Origin of the sequence: Melioribacter sp. Ez-97, from assembly GCF_051488665.1 — a bacterium.
GTDB lineage: Bacteria > Bacteroidota > Ignavibacteria > Ignavibacteriales > Melioribacteraceae > Melioribacter.
This window is the reverse complement of the sequence record NZ_JBPSEG010000001.1, coordinates 389,496-406,582: the sequence shown is the minus strand read 5'-3', so window position 1 is coordinate 406,582 and position 17,087 is coordinate 389,496. Positions and strand designations below refer to the sequence as shown.

21 protein-coding genes and 2 tRNA genes are annotated in these 17,087 nt (G+C 40.0%); 11 read left to right on the top strand and 12 right to left on the bottom strand.

Annotation, left to right across the window (positions count from 1 at the left end; genetic code table 11):
- The first annotated feature begins 3 nt into the window (after positions 1-3).
- From ACSSWA_RS01825 to ACSSWA_RS01815, 3 genes are read left to right on the top strand one after another with little or no spacing between them, the layout of a single operon-like run.
- Positions 4-2,001, top strand: a complete 1,998-nt coding sequence (locus tag ACSSWA_RS01825) for a S8 family peptidase (RefSeq protein WP_437354883.1) — start codon at positions 4-6, stop codon at positions 1,999-2,001.
- A gap of 2 nt (positions 2,002-2,003) precedes the next feature.
- Positions 2,004-2,648 carry an O-methyltransferase gene (locus tag ACSSWA_RS01820; RefSeq protein WP_437354882.1) on the top strand — a complete coding sequence of 215 codons (645 nt, stop codon included), beginning with the start codon at positions 2,004-2,006 and terminating at the stop codon, positions 2,646-2,648.
- Positions 2,645-3,076, top strand: coding sequence for a hypothetical protein (locus tag ACSSWA_RS01815; RefSeq protein WP_437354881.1), 432 nt, complete (start codon positions 2,645-2,647; stop codon positions 3,074-3,076). Before ACSSWA_RS01820 ends, ACSSWA_RS01815 begins: the two co-directional genes overlap by 4 nt.
- Positions 3,077-3,114: 38 nt before the next feature.
- On the opposite strand, the gene ACSSWA_RS01810 is transcribed toward ACSSWA_RS01815, so the two are convergent.
- Together ACSSWA_RS01810 and ACSSWA_RS01805 are read right to left on the bottom strand one after the other, a co-directional pair.
- On the bottom strand, positions 3,115-3,555 hold the full coding sequence (locus tag ACSSWA_RS01810; protein ID WP_437354880.1) for an RrF2 family transcriptional regulator: 441 nt from the start codon (positions 3,553-3,555) through the stop codon (positions 3,115-3,117).
- Positions 3,556-3,657: 102 nt separating this feature from the next.
- A complete protein-coding gene (locus ACSSWA_RS01805; protein WP_437354879.1) occupies positions 3,658-4,290 on the bottom strand; it encodes an IMPACT family protein in 633 nt (210 codons plus the stop codon).
- A gap of 78 nt (positions 4,291-4,368) precedes the next feature.
- On the opposite strand from ACSSWA_RS01805, the gene uvrA reads away from it, so the two are divergent.
- Complete coding sequence (gene uvrA, locus ACSSWA_RS01800; RefSeq protein ID WP_437354975.1) at positions 4,369-7,200, top strand: excinuclease ABC subunit UvrA; 2,832 nt, start codon at positions 4,369-4,371, stop codon at positions 7,198-7,200.
- Here the strand turns inward: uvrA and ribH are convergent.
- From ribH to ACSSWA_RS01770, 6 genes are all read right to left on the bottom strand, one after another.
- Positions 7,197-7,661 carry a 6,7-dimethyl-8-ribityllumazine synthase gene (gene ribH, locus ACSSWA_RS01795; RefSeq protein ID WP_437354878.1) on the bottom strand — a complete coding sequence of 155 codons (465 nt, stop codon included), beginning with the start codon at positions 7,659-7,661 and terminating at the stop codon, positions 7,197-7,199. The genes uvrA and ribH overlap by 4 nt on opposite strands.
- Positions 7,662-7,673: 12 nt before the next feature.
- Positions 7,674-8,891, bottom strand: a complete 1,218-nt coding sequence (locus ACSSWA_RS01790) for a bifunctional 3,4-dihydroxy-2-butanone-4-phosphate synthase/GTP cyclohydrolase II (RefSeq protein WP_437354877.1) — start codon at positions 8,889-8,891, stop codon at positions 7,674-7,676.
- A gap of 3 nt (positions 8,892-8,894) precedes the next feature.
- Positions 8,895-9,530, bottom strand: coding sequence for a riboflavin synthase (locus ACSSWA_RS01785; protein WP_437354876.1), 636 nt, complete (start codon positions 9,528-9,530; stop codon positions 8,895-8,897).
- Positions 9,523-9,972 (bottom strand): bifunctional diaminohydroxyphosphoribosylaminopyrimidine deaminase/5-amino-6-(5-phosphoribosylamino)uracil reductase RibD, encoded by a 450-nt coding sequence (gene ribD, locus ACSSWA_RS01780; RefSeq protein ID WP_437354875.1) that lies wholly within the window; start codon positions 9,970-9,972, stop codon positions 9,523-9,525. The genes ACSSWA_RS01785 and ribD overlap by 8 nt, the downstream gene beginning before the upstream one ends.
- A gap of 95 nt (positions 9,973-10,067) precedes the next feature.
- Positions 10,068-10,346, bottom strand: a complete 279-nt coding sequence (locus ACSSWA_RS01775; protein WP_437354874.1) for a GIY-YIG nuclease family protein — start codon at positions 10,344-10,346, stop codon at positions 10,068-10,070.
- A gap of 20 nt (positions 10,347-10,366) precedes the next feature.
- Positions 10,367-10,440, bottom strand: a tRNA-Cys gene (locus ACSSWA_RS01770).
- A 100-nt stretch (positions 10,441-10,540) separates the two neighbouring features.
- On the opposite strand from ACSSWA_RS01770, the gene ACSSWA_RS01765 reads away from it, so the two are divergent.
- Positions 10,541-10,942, top strand: coding sequence for a hypothetical protein (locus ACSSWA_RS01765; RefSeq protein WP_437354873.1), 402 nt, complete (start codon positions 10,541-10,543; stop codon positions 10,940-10,942).
- Positions 10,943-11,071: 129 nt separating this feature from the next.
- Here the strand turns inward: ACSSWA_RS01765 and ACSSWA_RS01760 are convergent.
- Both ACSSWA_RS01760 and ACSSWA_RS01755 read right to left on the bottom strand, forming a co-directional pair.
- Positions 11,072-11,144 (bottom strand) — tRNA-Gly (locus ACSSWA_RS01760).
- 132 nt (positions 11,145-11,276) lie between these two features.
- Positions 11,277-11,810 (bottom strand): DUF2179 domain-containing protein, encoded by a 534-nt coding sequence (locus ACSSWA_RS01755; protein WP_437354872.1) that lies wholly within the window; start codon positions 11,808-11,810, stop codon positions 11,277-11,279.
- A gap of 52 nt (positions 11,811-11,862) precedes the next feature.
- Here ACSSWA_RS01755 and ACSSWA_RS01750 point away from each other — a divergent pair, with 52 nt between their 5' ends.
- The 6 genes from ACSSWA_RS01750 (at position 11,863) to ACSSWA_RS01725 (ending at position 15,663) form a co-directional block, all read left to right on the top strand.
- Positions 11,863-12,501 carry a protein-L-isoaspartate(D-aspartate) O-methyltransferase gene (locus tag ACSSWA_RS01750; RefSeq protein ID WP_437354871.1) on the top strand — a complete coding sequence of 213 codons (639 nt, stop codon included), beginning with the start codon at positions 11,863-11,865 and terminating at the stop codon, positions 12,499-12,501.
- On the top strand, positions 12,486-13,403 hold the full coding sequence (gene miaA, locus ACSSWA_RS01745) for a tRNA (adenosine(37)-N6)-dimethylallyltransferase MiaA (RefSeq protein ID WP_437354870.1): 918 nt from the start codon (positions 12,486-12,488) through the stop codon (positions 13,401-13,403). The genes ACSSWA_RS01750 and miaA overlap by 16 nt, the downstream gene beginning before the upstream one ends.
- A 60-nt stretch (positions 13,404-13,463) precedes the next feature.
- A protein-coding gene (gene prfB / locus ACSSWA_RS01740; protein ID WP_437354869.1) for a peptide chain release factor 2 occupies positions 13,464-14,565 on the top strand; the annotation gives its coding sequence in 2 pieces (ribosomal slippage) (positions 13,464-13,520 and positions 13,522-14,565; 1,101 coding nt in all).
- Complete coding sequence (locus tag ACSSWA_RS01735) at positions 14,565-14,894, top strand: Crp/Fnr family transcriptional regulator (protein WP_437354868.1); 330 nt, start codon at positions 14,565-14,567, stop codon at positions 14,892-14,894. The genes prfB and ACSSWA_RS01735 overlap by 1 nt, the downstream gene beginning before the upstream one ends.
- 20 nt (positions 14,895-14,914) lie before the next feature.
- A complete protein-coding gene (locus ACSSWA_RS01730; RefSeq protein WP_437354867.1) occupies positions 14,915-15,328 on the top strand; it encodes a secondary thiamine-phosphate synthase enzyme YjbQ in 414 nt (137 codons plus the stop codon).
- Between the two features lie 8 nt (positions 15,329-15,336).
- Positions 15,337-15,663, top strand: coding sequence for an MGMT family protein (locus ACSSWA_RS01725; protein ID WP_437354866.1), 327 nt, complete (start codon positions 15,337-15,339; stop codon positions 15,661-15,663).
- Positions 15,664-15,665: 2 nt separating this feature from the next.
- On the opposite strand, the gene ACSSWA_RS01720 is transcribed toward ACSSWA_RS01725, so the two are convergent.
- Positions 15,666-16,565, bottom strand: coding sequence for a hypothetical protein (locus ACSSWA_RS01720; RefSeq protein ID WP_437354865.1), 900 nt, complete (start codon positions 16,563-16,565; stop codon positions 15,666-15,668).
- A 12-nt stretch (positions 16,566-16,577) separates the two neighbouring features.
- Positions 16,578-16,991 (bottom strand): PspC domain-containing protein, encoded by a 414-nt coding sequence (locus ACSSWA_RS01715; RefSeq protein WP_437354864.1) that lies wholly within the window; start codon positions 16,989-16,991, stop codon positions 16,578-16,580.
- Positions 16,992-17,087: the final 96 nt, after the last annotated feature.

The following is a 17,087-nucleotide window of genomic DNA, read 5'->3' as shown; positions in this document are numbered from 1 at the left end:
TAAATGAGATTAATTCTTATATCTTTAATATTACTCTTACTAAACGCCGGTTTAACAGCCCAGTCGAAATATTTTGTTTTTTTCAAAGATAAAGGAAACAGAGCCGCTCTCAATAAAATTAGCAGGGAAGAAATTAGCTCTTTGTTGAGCTCTCAAACAATCGAAAGGCGAAAAAGAATTTTCGGCGAGAATGATTTTCTGCGTTACGAAGACTTACCCCCGGATTCCAGTTATGTGAATAAGCTCGAGAGCATGGGCGTTAAAATCGTTCATCAACTGAAATGGTTTAATGCAGTCTCTTGTTATATGAACGAGGGTATGCTCGAGGAGATAAAAGCTTTGGATTTTGTCGACTCGATACGAAAAGTTAAATCGTATAAGTTCAGTTATCCCGTTCAGGACAAACAATTGAGCGGCAAAGCAATCGCCAAATCGCAGTTCAATGAAGATTACGGTTACTCTTTGAAGCAAAACCTGCTTTCTCACATACCATACCTGCACGATCTGGGTATAACCGGAAAAGGCGTCGTCGTCGGATTGCTGGACACGGGTTTTCGTTACAAGGACAATCCCTCACTGAAATACGTGGATGTGCTTGCAGAGAGGGATTTTATACAGAACGACAATATAACCGAAAACGAGCCGTCCAAAGGAGACGCCTCGAATCAGGACAGACACGGCACGGCGGTATTGTCAATAATAGCGGGTTACGACCCGGGCAATCAAATCGGTCCGGCATACGAAGCTTCTTATTTATTGGCAAAAACCGAGTATGTTCCGTCTGAAACTCATCTGGAAGAAGACAATTACGCAGCCGGAGTAGAATGGCTCGAAGCAAACGGAGCGTTTATTATTAGCAGTTCTCTCGGATACAATATTTTCGACAAACCGGAATCTTCCTATCTTTTTGAAGATATGAACGGCGAAACAACAATAGTAGCCCGCGCCTTAAATAAAGCTTTTGAATTCGGAGTGGCTACTTTCACTTCCGCGGGCAATGAAGGAGCTACAAGCTGGGGAGCCGAATTCGGAGATAATTTATACGGAAAAATCGTAAGCCCGGCGGACGCTTTTAATGTTATAGCCGTAGGAGCGGTCGACGACAGTAACAGAGTGGCGGGATTCAGCAGCAGAGGCCCTACTGCCGACGGGCGTATTAAACCCGAACTTGTTGCGATGGGCTCAGGCGTGAGCTATGCAACCTCGAGCGGCTATTTTACCGGTAACGGCACATCTTTTTCTGCGCCGATTACGGCGGGAATAGCGGCTTTGCTGAAATCATTCTATCCGCATCTGACTAACGCTCAAATTCGGCACATTATGCTCGAATCGGGCGATAATGCCTCTTCTCCTAATAACGAAAGAGGGTGGGGATTAATTTCCGCTTTGAGAGCCGTAAATTTCCCTAACCTTAACCGTATAAGCAATTCATATATCCTCAATAAAACTTTTTTCGATACGCTCGATTATGAGATTTCAAATCCCGAAATACATTATTCTACTGACAATATGAATTTTTCCGTTTATAAATTAACCAAAAACGAAAAGAATGTTTATCAGTTTCAGTTACCGTTTTTATCCGACGGAGAAGTTCTCTCGTTTTATTATACATATGAAGCAAACGGACAACAAATACGCGTTCCTTCGTCAGCTTATTATAAAATTCAATACGGTAAGTTGAACGTGGGTTATAATCTGAGCTTTGAAGAAAGAACGCTGCCGGATGAATTCACGTTGCTTCAGAATTATCCCAATCCTTTTAACGCTGAAACGAATATTGAATTCGCCCTAACGGAAGCCGCAAATATTGATTTGTCCATTTACAATTTATTGGGGCAAAGAATTTTTACTCTCTATAGCGGCGAACTTTATGAAGGATGGCATAAATTCAAATGGAACGGAATAAGTAACAATAACCTGAATGCAGCGAGCGGATTATATTTCTGCAGACTTCAGGTAAACGGTAAACAAAAAGTCATTAAAATTGTTTTGATGAGGTAATTATGCCGGATATAATAAATAAGATACAGACGGACTATCTTAAAACTTTACGTAGAGTTGACGACCCTCTTATAGCTGAAATGGAAGAGTTTGCCGTTAAAAACAAAATTCCGATACTCGACTGGAAAGCTGCTGAATTGTTGGAACAATTAATTTTAATTTCACGCCCGAAGAGAACGCTCGAAATCGGTATGGCTATCGGTTATTCAACCATACGGATGGCAAAGGTAATCAGAAAAAAAGGGATTATCGAGACAATTGAAAAGAGTAAAGACAATATTGCTCTTGCAGCAGAATTTATCGAACGGTCGGGTTTGTCGGATAAAATACAAATCATAGAAGGCGACGCATTGTCCGTAATGCCGTCATTACAAAAAAAATATAATTTAATCTTTCTCGACGCTGACAAAGAAGACTACGAAAAACTTTTTTACTATTCGTTAATGCTCCTTAAAAAAGGCGGTATTATATTTATCGACAATTTGTTATGGCACGGGTATACCGCAGCCACAAGGGTTCCGTCGTCTTATAAAAAGTCTACGCGAATAATCAGGGAATTCAATCGACTTTTTCTGGAGCATCCTGCGTTAAATGCCACGATTTTACCGGTGGGAGACGGAATTGGGCTGGGAGTTAAAATAAAATGAGAGACCCTAAGTTGGAAGCCGAAAAAATTTGCAATTATGTGGAAGATTTGTCAAAAGGCAAGCTTCATTTTAAAGAAGATATCTACAGACTGACTGAATTGTCAATTCAATCAGGGAAAATGGAACAGCTCGAAGAACTATCGTTTCATGCCAAATTTTCAAAGGGAATCATTAATATAATCCAAAAAAAAGACGAACGTCTTGAAAACGATTATTTACGGACAATCGAGAAAGAGTACCTGGATACGGTAATAAAAATCAGGGAATTACTGACTAATATACTGTCGGAGGCTACCGATTTTTTACGAACTATTTTCGAAGAAAAATACTTACAACTTACTCATGAATCGATGAATAATCTTAAATTTCTCTGCGAGGATTTGAGTTTCCTGAAACTTTATTTTAACGATATGAAATACGGTAAGTGAAGAAGGGTTGAAGATTAATTACAACCCTTCCATCCAAATTATTGTTGGTTATTGCTGCTTTTGCTGAGGGTCTCGGCATATTTTTCGGCTACTTCCTGAACCGACTTGCTCGATATCAAATTATAAATTCTGTTTCTCAATTCTTCCCATTCGTCGTGCAGCGGACACGGATTTTCTTCGGAACATTCTTTCAGACCGGTAACGCATTTTAAATTGATGACGGGTCCTTCTACTCTTTCCACGATTTCAAGAATTGAACTTTTCTTTGCCAGTTCGGTAATTCTAAAACCGCCGCCTCTTCCTTTATACGAGTCGACATATCCGTATTTAGCCATTCGCTGGAGTATTTTTGCAAGATAATGAGATGGAATATCTTCGCTTTTTGCAATCTCTGACGACATTACAAGTCTGTCTTTGGGCTGGCGCGCTAAAAATAAGATTGCTCTTATTGCATATTCTCCTGTTTTCGTGTAGATCATACTGAAGTCCTCTCTAAGATTATTAAAAAGAGATTAATATCTTAATTAAAATTAGTTATTTAGTCTGTATTTGTCAATATTTTCGGACATGATATATAAAATTTATTTGAAAATTTTTTCGGTTTTTTCGGACAATTCCAACGGTCGTTTTCCGTTGCTTTGAGGAGGGAAATGGGTCTCGAGGTCGGTTTTCAGCAGCTCGTAATTTGCGGCGGGTACTGCAAACACGATTTCTGGTTCTGAAGTGAACAAATTGTCTTCAATATGCGCCTCGTATTTAGATAAGAAATGGTGAACAGAACTGGAATGCTTATAATCGTATTTTAAGGAAGTACGATAATAAAGAGTCAACTCTTTAATACCGGCGTTTTTGAGCAGTTCGAAGGAGGCGTGATAATATGCCTTCCCAAGCGGTCCTACTCCCAATTTTACTCCGCCGAAATACCGGGTTACAACGACGATTAAATTCGTCAAATCAAAGTGATTAATCGCATTGAATATTCTGATTCCGGCAGTGCCGTTGGGCTCCCCGTCGTCCGAATACCTGAAATTTCCGTCGGCAGTTTTAAAAGCATAACAATTGTGAGTAGCGTCAAAATATTTTTTTCTGACTTGCTCCAATATTTCTTCCGCCGATTCTACTGTAGAAACGGGGAAACCCTGACTTATAAAGAGGGAACCTTTTTCACGGAATTTATATTGACACTCTTTGAGCAATGTTTTTATAGTAGTCATGGGCTACCGGAAAAATAAATTGATTTTAGTCAGTTTATTATATAAAATAAGAGATTGAACTTGAACAAATTTATTGAAATGGAAGAACATAATAAAATTATCATAAAAGGAGCGCGGGAGCATAATCTGAAAAATATCGACCTGGAAATTCCGCGCGACACTCTTACTGTAATTACCGGTTTGTCGGGGTCGGGTAAGTCCACGCTTGCATTCGACACAATTTACGCCGAAGGTCAACGGCGATATATCGAATCGTTATCGACCTACGCGCGTCAATTTTTAACTCTGCTGGAAAAGCCCGACGTTGACTTGATAGAAGGATTAAGCCCTTCGATATCGATTGAACAGAAGACAACTGCGAGCAATCCCCGTTCGACTGTAGGCACAATTACTGAGATTTACGATTATCTCAGGTTGCTCTATGCAAGAGTCGGAAAAGTATATTGTTATAATTGCGGCAGACCGGTCGAAAAACAATCGTCCGATCAAATTATTGACATAATACTGACTGAATTCGACGAAAAGAAAATTCAAATTTTGGCTCCGGTTGTTCACGGCAGGAAAGGACATTACAGAGAATTGTTTAATGAAATTCTCAGAGACGGCTTTTTAAGGGTTCGCGTTGACGGAACTGTGCGCGAATTAATCGATAATTTCAAAGTGGACAGATACAAAACCCACGATATCGAGATAGTTATCGATCGGCTGAAAGTAAACCAGTCCTCCAAATACCGGATTCGTCAATCGATCGAAGTAGCATTAAATTACGGCAACGGAAGCGTAATTATTAACGACGGGGAAAACGATCATTGGTACAGCAGGGATTTTGCCTGCGCTCACTGCGGAATCGGATTTCAAGAACTTGCGCCGAATTCATTTTCTTTTAATTCGCCTTACGGCTCCTGCCCCGAATGCGACGGCCTGGGCGAGAAAAAAGAACTCGACATTAATCTGATAATTCCCGATTGGAATAAAACCATCAACCAGGAGGGAATAGCGCCGTTGGGAAAGCCGAGATCAATCTGGTTTTTTAAACAGCTCGAAAGCGTGGCAAAACAATACGGATTCGACTTCGATACTCCGCTGAAGGACTTGAATAAAACACAACTTGATGTATTATTAAACGGAACTAAAGAAAAAATTCCGTTTACTTATACTTACGCCGGAGACAAAGAAGTAACTTATATGCATAAATTCGGCGGAGTGATAAATTATATAAAACATTATTACGAAAACACTTCGTCGAATAAAATTCGTCAGTGGGCTGAAGCTTATATGAGCACCCTTGCTTGTTCTGCATGCAACGGAGGAAGACTTAAGAAAGAAGCTTTGTCGGTTAAGGTAGGAAATTTGAATATAGCGGAAGTTACTAATCTTTCAATCGACAAAGCTCTCGAATTCTTCAATAACTTGAAACTATCCGAAAGAGAAGAAATAATCGCAAAGCAGATTCTAAGAGAAATTAAATCGCGATTGCAATTTTTGTTGAATGTGGGCTTGAGTTATTTAACTCTCGGACGTTCCGCCAGAACTCTTTCGGGAGGCGAATCGCAAAGAATACGACTTGCCACACAAATCGGTTCACAACTCTCCGGCGTCCTTTACGTGCTCGACGAGCCGAGTATCGGATTGCACCAGTCGGATAACGTAAAACTTATTGAATCCTTAAAAAATCTGCGCGATCTGGGAAATACTGTAATAGTTGTAGAACATGACAAACAAACCATCGAAAATTCCGATTTCATTGTCGACTTAGGCCCAAAAGCGGGAGAATACGGCGGTAAAGTTTGCGTTCTGGGGAAAACGAAGGAATTGATTCAAAGAGATAACGGATTTAATTCAATCACGCTCGATTATATTAAAAATAAGAAAAAAATTGAAACGCCTGAAAAGAGAAGAAAAGGGAACGGTAAATTTTTGGAATTATTAGGAGCGTCGGGAAATAATTTAAAAAATGTCAATCTTAAAATACCTCTCGGCACATTAACTTTGATAACAGGTGTAAGCGGTTCGGGCAAATCGACGTTAATTAACGAAACACTGGTTCGTGTTCTCTATAAGTATATATACGACTCGAAAGTAGCGCCTTTGCCCTATAAGGAAATTAAAGGGTTAGAGCATATAGATAAGATTATCGAAATTGACCAAGCTCCGATCGGCAGAACGCCGCGATCTAATCCGGCTACATATACCGGAATATTTACTCATATCAGGGATTTATTCGCCCAGCTGCCCGAATCTAAGGTGCGCGGTTATAAAGCCGGTCGTTTCAGCTTCAATGTAAAAGGCGGCAGGTGCGAAGAATGCGGCGGCGACGGCGTTAAAAAAATCGAGATGAACTTTTTGCCCGATGTATACGTAATTTGCGAAGCCTGTAACGGAAGAAGATATAACAGGGAAACGCTTGAAATCCTTTACAAAACAAAATCGATATCGGATGTGCTGGATATGACGGTCGAAGAAGCCCTTCACTTTTTCGAAGACCTGCACGTGCTTCACAGAAAAATTAAAGCTCTTTACGACGTAGGACTGGGATATATTCGTTTGGGGCAGCAGGCTACTACTTTGTCCGGCGGCGAAGCGCAGCGCGTAAAATTAGCTACGGAATTGAGCAAAGTTGCAACCGGCAAAACGGTTTACGTTCTTGACGAACCGACTACCGGTCTCCATTTTGAAGACGTTAGAATACTATTAAACGTATTAAATCAACTTGTCGAAAAGGGCAATACGGTAATTGTAATAGAACACAATCTGGATGTCATTAAAGTTGCGGATTATATAATCGATTTGGGTCCCGGCGGGGGAGAAGCCGGCGGAAATATCATTGCCGCCGGAACGCCGGAAGAAATTGCAAATGTTGAAGAGAGCATAACGGGAAAATTTCTTAAAGAAGAATTAGGAATAAATTAAATTTTTCCAAACAGGTCTGCCATTTCAATTGCAGACAACGCAGCGTCCCATCCTTTATTGCCCGCTTTAACGCCTGCTCTTTCGAGGGCTTGTTCCATCGAATCAGCCGTAATAATACCGAATATTACGGGCAGTCCGCTGTTTAAAGAAACATTGGCGATCCCTTTTGAAACTTCGGATGCTACATATTCGAAGTGAGGAGTTCCTCCTCTGATAACCGCGCCAAGGCAAATTACAGCGTCATATTTTTTTGATTGAGCCAATTTCTGAGCGGTTAAGGGTATTTCGAATGAGCCCGGCACCCAGTATACTTGTATGTTCGATTCATCGGCTTTATGACGGATCAGACAATCGAGAGCGCCGTTTAATAATTGTTTAGATACCAGTTCGTTAAAGCGAGAAACGACAATCGCAAATTTCTTGCCTTCCGCATTTAGCAATCCTTCGGTAGTTTTAACCATGCTTCCTCCTGATTATAAATTTTTTATTATATGACCCAATTTTTCCGCTTTAGTTTTAAGGTACTTTTTATTTACTTCATTTGCGGGTATTTCAATAGGCACACGTTCTACTATTTCGAGGTCGTAACCTTTTAGTCCGATAATTTTTTTCGGATTATTAGTGAGTAATCTGATTTTTGTAATTCCGAGGTCTTTTAAAATTTGAGCTCCCATTCCATAGTCCCTGAGGTCTGCTTTGAATCCGAGTTCCTCGTTTGCTTCTACCGTATCTTTTCCTTTTTCCTGAAGCGAATAAGCCAACAACTTGTTGACCAATCCGATTCCTCTGCCTTCTTGCTTCATGTACAGCAAAACGCCTCGACCTTCTTTTTCTATCATATCGAGAGCTGTAGCAAGTTGATCGCCGCAGTCGCATCTTAAAGAACCGAATACGTCGCCTGTCAGGCATTCGGAATGAACTCTAACTAAAACGGGATTGCCGTCAGAGATATCTCCTTTAACCAGAGCAAGCGCATTTTCGTGCGGTTCGATTGTGCTTTCGTATAAATGAAGCTTGAAATTGCCGTGTTTAGACGGTAAATCAACAGTCACAATTTTTTTGATTAACTTTTCTCGTTTCCTGCGGTATTCAATTAGATCCGCTATTGAAATTACGGGCAGGTTATGCATCTGAGCAAATTCGGTTAATCTTTCGCCCCGGCACATTGTGCCGTCGCTGTCAAGAATTTCGCACAAAACACCCGCAGGGAAAAGCCCTGCGAGATTGGCAAGGTCGACGGCTGCTTCGGTATGTCCGGCTCTTTTTAAAACGCCTCCCGGCTTAGCTACCAGAGGGAATACATGACCCGGGCGCACGAAATCGTCTGCCCCTGCATTTTTATCTGCAATTGCTTTAATTGTTTTCGCTCGGTCGAAAGCTGACGTACCTGTTGTCGTACCGTATCGATAATCGATGGATATTGTAAAGGGAGTTTGATGCGGGGAGGTATTGTATTTTACCATTAAGTCGAGCCCAAGCTGATCGGCTCTTTCGGGAGTTACAGCAACGCATAAAATTCCCCTAGCCTCGCGGGTGATGAAATTAACGGCTTCGGGCGTCGCAAATTCGGCAGCCATAATAATATCGCCTTCGTTTTCGCGATCAGCATCGTCAACTACTATTACCATCTCGCCTTTTTTGAATTTCTCGATCGCATACTCGATTGTACTGAACTTATTTTCTTTGGACATCTTTTAATAACCCATCTTTTTTAATTTATCCGTTGAAAGATTTGACTCTTCTTTTGAATTAAGTAATTTTTCCACATACTTGGCAATTAAGTCAACTTCGATATTAACCATATCGCCAGCCTTTTTATATTTCAGCGTTGTATGTTCCCATGTATAAGGTATAACCGAAATAACAAGATATCCGTCGTATAATCTGGCGATTGTTAAACTTACGCCGTTAACTGCTATAGAACCTTCCTCGATAAAATATTTTTTCAACTGAGAAGGATACGAAATTTCCAGTAAATAATTTTCTCCTTTGGGAATTATACCTTTAATTTTACCAGTACTGTTAACATGCCCCTGTACTAAATGTCCGCCGATTCTTTCGTTATATTTTATTGCACGCTCTAAATTTACAAAATCGCCAACGTTATAATTATGGAGAGTCGTTTTTAGCAAAGTTTCTCCTACAGCGTCTACTTTGAATATATTATTGTTGAAAGATGTAACAGTTAGGCATACTCCGTCTACAGCCACGGAATCTCCCAATTTTAAATCCTCGAATATTTTTTCACCGCTGATTGAGAACTGAATTCCGTTTTCGATTCTGTCGGCTCTCTCGATTTTTCCTATTTCTTCTACTATTCCGCTAAACATTATTAAAACTTTCAAAATAATTTTTATTCAGTTTTTTGGATTCATCATCCAGAATTCCAACTATTACTTCAATACCGGCTTCACGCAGTTGTTCGATACCTTTGCCGTATACTTGAGGATTGGGATCTACAGACGATATTACAACTTTTTTTATTTTGTTATTTATTATTAATGGCACGCAGGGCGGAGTCTTTTTATTTGTATGACAGCACGGTTCGAGATTGCAATAGAGAGTGGAACCTTCAAGAGTTTCTCCGGCATTATTAATAGCATTGGCTTCCGCATGCGCTCCGCCAAAATATTCGTGATAACCTTCGGATAAAATCTTATCCCCTTTAACAATTACGCAGCCAACCATTGGATTGGGCTCGACTTTGCCCAGTCCTTTGCGCGCTAATTCAAAGCATCTTAAAATATACTCTTTATCTTTATCGGTATTCATAAAATCTAAAAAATCTTGTAATACAAAAATAACTTTATTTCAGGAGTAAAAAAATTAACAGCTCTACTATTTATTTGAATGCGGGTAATTATGCTTCAGAATAAAAAACAAAGGTATTTAAGAATAATTTTTACTGATTGTGAAAGTGAATTCAGAAATTCTCTACCTTTACCTGTTTTGAAGAATTTCTCTCTTTTTAAGGCATCGGATTTATTTTCGAAGGATTCAAAGTAAATTAATTCGAAGGGTCTACGGTTGCGTGTTGACTTGACTAATCCCTCTTGGTGTTCTCTGAAACGGCGTGTAATATTTGCAGTAAGCCCAATGTATCTTTTGTTGTCTTTCAGACTTCTTAATACATAGACGTAAAACATAGTAAAACAAAAAAATGCAGAGGCGGCGGTCGGATTCGAACCGACGAATAAAGGTTTTGCAGACCTTCGCCTTAGACCACTTGGCTACGCCGCCAATAAAAAAAACTTTTTTAAGAACAATTGTAAATCGGTCGGATTCGCCCGCCTAAGGCGGGTTGCAGACCTTCGCCTTAGACCACTTGGCTACGCCGCCAATGAAAAAAAACTTTTTTAAGAACAATTGTAAATCGGTCGGATTCGCCCGCCTAAGGCGGGTTGCAGACCTTCGCCTTAGACCACTTGGCTACGCCGCCAATGAAAAAAATTTTTTTAAGAACAATTGTAAATCGGTCGGATTCGCCCGCCTAAGGCGGGTTGCAGACCTTCGCCTTAGACCACTTGGCTACGCCGCCAATGAAAAAAATTTTTTTAAGAACATTTGTAAATCGGTCGGATTCGCCCGCCTAAGGCGGGTTGCAGACCTTCGCCTTAGACCACTTGGCTACGCCGCCAATGAAAAAAACTTTTTTAAGAACATTTGTAAATCGGTCGGATTCGCCCGCCTAAGGCGGGTTGCAGACCTTCGCCTTAGACCACTTGGCTACACCGCCAGTTAAAAAATATTTGAAGAACTATTTTTCAGCGGTCAAATGTGTTTAAGGAATAACTAAAATTCCTCTCTTTAGACCGTCATGTTAATAAGTTCCGTAGAAAAAAGAAATCCCGATGGAATCGGGATTCGCTTGAGCGGGAAACGGGACTCGAACCCGCGACATCAACCTTGGCAAGGTTGCGCTCTACCAACTGAGCTATTCCCGCATAATTTAAAATATAAGAGTGCAATTTTTTGTCCGGAACTCTTGTTTTTGCTTTTCTCAATGTATAAAGAACAAGTCCATTAAAATTTAGTGCCTAAATATAATACTCTATTTAATATCACGCAATAGTTTTTTAAACTCTGGGACCATGCATATATCCCCTGAAAGGGCGAGAGTGTTGTATTGTAATGAAAGCGTGATGGTCGACCGACTCGACTATTTTCATGACCTGTTTTAAGTGCTTTCTTTTTATTATTGCAATTAATATCGATACGCCTCCGGAACTACCTTCCGCCGGTAAAATAGTAACTCCGAATTTGGCTTTCCTTAACGCATCGGCAATCTTATCCGTATAATGCAGAGAAATGATATTAATCTGAACGTATCCTACGGCAATTTTTTCTTCAAGTGTGACGCCCATAATGTTGCCGAGGGCAAAACCGGCTGCGTACCCGATTAAGTTTACTGTATTGTCCATATGAGCTACGATATATCTCATTGCAAAAATCCAGATCAATACTTCGAAAAAGCCTGTAACAGCGGCATGATATTTTTTTGCCTGAACGACAAGCATTGTTCTTAAAGTGCCTAAAGTGACATCGCAAATGCGCATCAGCATTATGATTAGAGCGCCGAAAATAATTTCCCACGAGATAAAGAATTCCATATGTATCTATTTTTTATCTTATTTTTGTAGTCCAAAAAAATTATTTACGGTAATGTACGAAGAAGAGAGAAAAGAATTAGTAGAAAATTTAAAGAAAAAAGGAATTAAAGACGAAAAAGTACTCGAGGCAATCTTGAATGTCGAAAGACACCGGTTTGTGCCGGAAATAGTAGCGCCCCATGCTTATAATGATGTGGCTCTGCCGATCGGTTACGGTCAAACAATATCTCAACCTTACACTGTTGCCATTATGACTCAAACTCTCGATGTTCAACCAGGTCAGAAAATTCTTGAGATCGGAACGGGTTCCGGTTATCAGGCTGCAATATTAAATTATTTAGGAGCTCGAGTCTTTACAATTGAGAGAAATCACAATCTTTATAACAGAGCTCTGAAAATTTTTGACGAATTGAATCTTAAAATTGCTGCGCGCTGCAGCGACGGCACTCTCGGCTGGGAAGAGTATTCGCCTTATGACCGTATAATCGTAACTGCAGGCAGCCCGTCGGTTCCATCAAATCTTAAGAAGCAATTAAAAGTGGGCGGGAAACTGGTAATACCCGTTGGCGACAGAACCTCTCAGGTTCTTAAAGTTCTCAACAAGATCTCGGAAGACAAATTCGAAATTCAGGAAATTCCCTATTTTGCTTTTGTGCCTTTAATTGGTAAAGAGGGATGGCGGGAAAAGTAATTTTAATTGTCGGACCGACTTGCTCCGGTAAAACCAAATTAAGTTTGAAATTAGCGGAAGTTCTGAATACGGAAATAATTTCAGCCGACAGCAGACAAATATACAAATATCTCAATATAGGCACCGCCAAACCTTCTGAAGAAGAATTAAAGTCTATTAAACATCATTTTATCGATTATCTTGAACCCGACAGCGATTACAATGTAAGCAGATACGAAAAGGAAAGTCTGCAAATAATTTCGAATTTGATTCGCGAAAGTAAAACGCCGATTGTCGCAGGCGGGTCCGGATTATACATAAAGGCAATAGTCGACGGCATTTTTGATACTGCCGATACGGATGAAGAGTACAGAGCTTATCTAAAGGAGATGAAAGAAAACTTCGGCAATGAGTATCTATACGAAATGCTCGAAAAGATTGACCCTTTGAGCGCGCGCGCCATGCTGCCTCAGAATTGGAAAAGAGTCATGAGAGCTTTGGAAGTTTATCATTTGACGGGAAAATCGATCGTCGAACTCCAAAAAGAATATGTAAGAAAAATCGATTTCGATTTCCTCCAATTCGGATTGTTATGGGATCGAAAAGCATTATATGAAAATATTGAAAAACGTGTGGACGTCATGATGGAGCTGGGTCTGATAAACGAAGTAGAAAATATACTGAGTATGGGATACAACGAAGAACTTAATTCATTAAATACCGTCGGCTATAAAGAAATAATTAATTACCTGAAAGGTAAGTTAAAGCTCGAAGAAGCAATCGATCTTATAAAAAGAAATACAAGACGGTACGCCAAAAGACAAATGACCTGGTTTAGAAAAGACGAAAGAATTGAGTGGCTGAAAGTAGAAAAAAACGAAGACATTAACGGCTACATAAATTATATCTTATCAAAAATTTAATGTGAATTTCATTCTGTAATTTAAGTTGATTAAATTTGCGAATAAATATAGGGAGAAATAATGGTTGACGAACAACTGCGACAAATCAGGGATTTGAAAGAAAAGACAGAAAATCTAAGGGGGTATCTTTAAATTAGAAGAGAAAGAAAAAGAAATAGATGAAATCCGGAAACTGAGCGAAGCCCAGGATTTCTGGAACGATCAGAAAAAAGCGCAATCCTTATTACAGAAAAGTAAATCCTTACAAAACTGGGTCGATATGTGGAATGAATTGAAAGAAAAGATCGACCATATTGAAGAATTTATAGAATTGGTAATAGCCGAAGAAGACGACTCCTTTATATCCGAAATTGATAAAGAACTTGCAGAGGCAGAAAAACTATACGGCGAGCTTGAACTGAAGAGTATGCTGAGCGGAAAAGACGACGACAAAAACTGTATTCTTACAATTCATTCCGGAGCGGGCGGTACCGAAGCTCAGGATTGGGCTGAAATGTTAATGCGTATGTATATGAGATGGGGAGAACAAAACGGATATAAAATGTCGATTATAGATTATCTCGAAGGCGACGGAGCAGGTATTAAAAGCGTTACAATCGAAGTGGAAGGACCTTACGCCTACGGATATCTTAAAGCGGAAACCGGCGTCCACCGGCTTGTAAGAATTTCTCCTTTCGATGCAAATAAGAGAAGGCATACTTCTTTTGCATCTGTATTTGTTATTCCCGAAGTCGACGATTCGATCGATATTGAAATTAATCCAGCCGATTTGCGTATAGATACGTACCGGTCGGGCGGCAAAGGCGGACAAAATGTAAATAAAGTTGAAACAGCCGTAAGAATTACACACATTCCCACAGGAGTAGTCGCGGCATGCCAGTCCGAAAGGTCGCAGCTGCAGAATAAAACCAATGCTATGAAATTGTTGAAGTCCAAGCTGTATCAATTGGAACTAGAAAAACAGCAGGCGGAAATGAACGAGATTGAAAAGAATAAAATGAAAATCGAATGGGGAAGTCAAATCCGCTCTTATGTTTTTCATCCGTACAATCTGGTCAAAGACCACCGGACAGGCTACGAAACTTCGGATACTCAAGCTGTAATGGACGGAGAGATTAATGAATTTATTAAACAATATTTATTAATGTTTTCGCAGAATTAATGTCGAAATTAAAAAAATATTTGAAAGGCGAAACGATTGCTGCCGAGGGCGAAAAAGCAAGAGGACTTTTTATTCTTGTTGACGGTAAAATAGGAATATTCAAGGGAGGCAAAAAAGTAGCCGAATTCGATAAAGAAGGCGCCATAGTCGGAGAGATGAGTCTGATACTCAAGAAAGAACGCACGGCTTCGATAGTCGCGCTGGAGGATTCAAAACTATTATCCGTTGAGGGGCAAATAGACGATATTATTAAACTTTATCCCGATATTGCAAAAAAAATATTAGTCAGTCTTGCGGAACGACTGGCAAAGTCGACTGAAAATTTATAGTAATAAAGCGGGAATAAAAAATGAAAAGCTACACTGAATATCTCTGGTTCAATACCGCCAAACGCAGAGAATATATCAACATTACTCCCGAAGTAGAAAAAGCGCTTGCCAAAAGCGGCATCAAAGAAGGGATGGCGCTTGTATCGGCGATGCATATTACGGCAGGCGTTTATGTCAACGACGCCGAAAGCGGTTTGATTCAGGATATAGACGAATGGCTCGAAAAACTGGCTCCGTATAATCCCGATTACAGGCATCATCGCACAGGCGAAGATAACGGCGACGCTCATTTGAAAAGTTTGATTATTCATCATGAAGTTATTATTCCGGTTACCGAAGGACGACTCGACTTCGGACCCTGGCAGCAGGTCTACTATGCGGAATTCGACGGGCAAAGGCGTAAAAGAGTCATAATAAAAATTATCGGCGAATAATAATTCATGTGAAAAAGCGTAAAGATTTTTTCGATAAGGTTTACAGTATAGTAGCTAAAATTCCGAAAGGCAAGGTAACTACCTACGGAGCGATCGCGGAAACATGCGGAATAAAATCGTCGGCAAGGACGGTGGGATGGGCTTTGAACAGCGCAAAAGATTCGTCGCTGCCTTGCCACAGAGTTGTCAACAGATTCGGAGCTCTGACTGGTAAAATCCATTTCGGCGACCCTGATCTGATGGAGAATTTACTCCGATCCGAAGGCGTAGAATTCGACGATGACAATTGTGTAATTATGTCAAAATATTTTTGGCATCCGAAAGATAATTTATAAGCTCAATATCTTATAAGGTTAATTGAAGAAATTCCTCCTTTAATGAAAATGTCGATTTTTTTGTCGGCAGTGTCATAATCGGGAGATTTATAGTATCCCGGTTTTACTTTTTCAAGCCCTTCCAGATCACGAGCGACGAGAAATAAATCGCTTTTCATGCTGCAGGCAACATTTTCGGGCACATAAATAGTAAGTTTTGCCGCGCCCATTTCAACGTCCATCAAAGTTGAATCGTATTTATCTCCCAGTTTTACTATAACGTCGGAGGCTCCCGTTTTTATGCTTAGATTGCGGATCTTGAAATTCTTTAGATCAAATCGCGCTTTCGCAGCTCCGAAATTCATGTCGAAGTCCCACACAGGCTTATCGTTTAGATGAAGCTTGAGAGTGTTTTTCAACTTGCCCCCGTCAAGTTCTATATCATGATCCCCGGCAAGTTCGACATCGAGATAAGCCGTTGAGTCATCCGTATAAGAATCAATGATATAGTCTGCAAATTCGCCTTGGGCTTCTGTTTCATAAAATCTATCGGTAAAATTATCAATTTCAAAATAGCCCGCGCCGGATTTGAAATTCAGTTTGGCGTAATTAACCGAGGGCAGTTCGTCATGCATGTATTCGGTATAATCATTAATATCATGAGAATAAGTCTCGCAACCGTTGAAAATATTCATAACAAATCCGAATATGAGCAGAGCCATAAAAATACCGAACAGAAGATTAATGACATGGCGAATGAAAGTATCCCTGAAAATTATTAGCCCTCCCCAGAAGACGAAAATTAAAGGCCAGATATTCCAGATAAAATCATAGCTGGAGTGGATCCAATCGTATTTGTACGCAAAAATCAGAGCGCCGATTGTAAGGAAAAAGAAACCCCAAAATAATTGTCCGCTTTTCATAATTCACCTCGTCTATTTACGCGTGGAATTCCAAATTAAAAATATTCCGATTATTACGAGCGATATCGGAAGTAAATCTTCAAAATCGAAAGCTGCAATATACTGTTCCGCAAGGAGCAAAACACCGACGGCAATCAGAATTATTCCCAGAATGGTTCTCCCTTTGCCGGAAGTTTGAGGATAGATTTCCTGATTAAATTCTGCTCCTATGTCGTCTTCGTTTATGTTGTATGCCATTTCGAAAGGCTCTTCCGGTATTACAATCCAGAGTATTATATAAAGAAGAAAACCTAGTCCGCTAATCAGCGCGACGATAACGAAAATTACTCGCATCAAAACGGGGTCGAGGTCGAAATATTCAGCCAAACCTCCGGCTACTCCTCCGAAGATGCGATGTTTTCTGGAGCGATATAATTGTTTCCGCATGACAACCTCCTTTTGGCTAATTTCGATTATTAAGACGATCGAATTCAACAAAAGTTTGAATTATATCCGAGAGTTACTAATTTTAGTACAACAAAA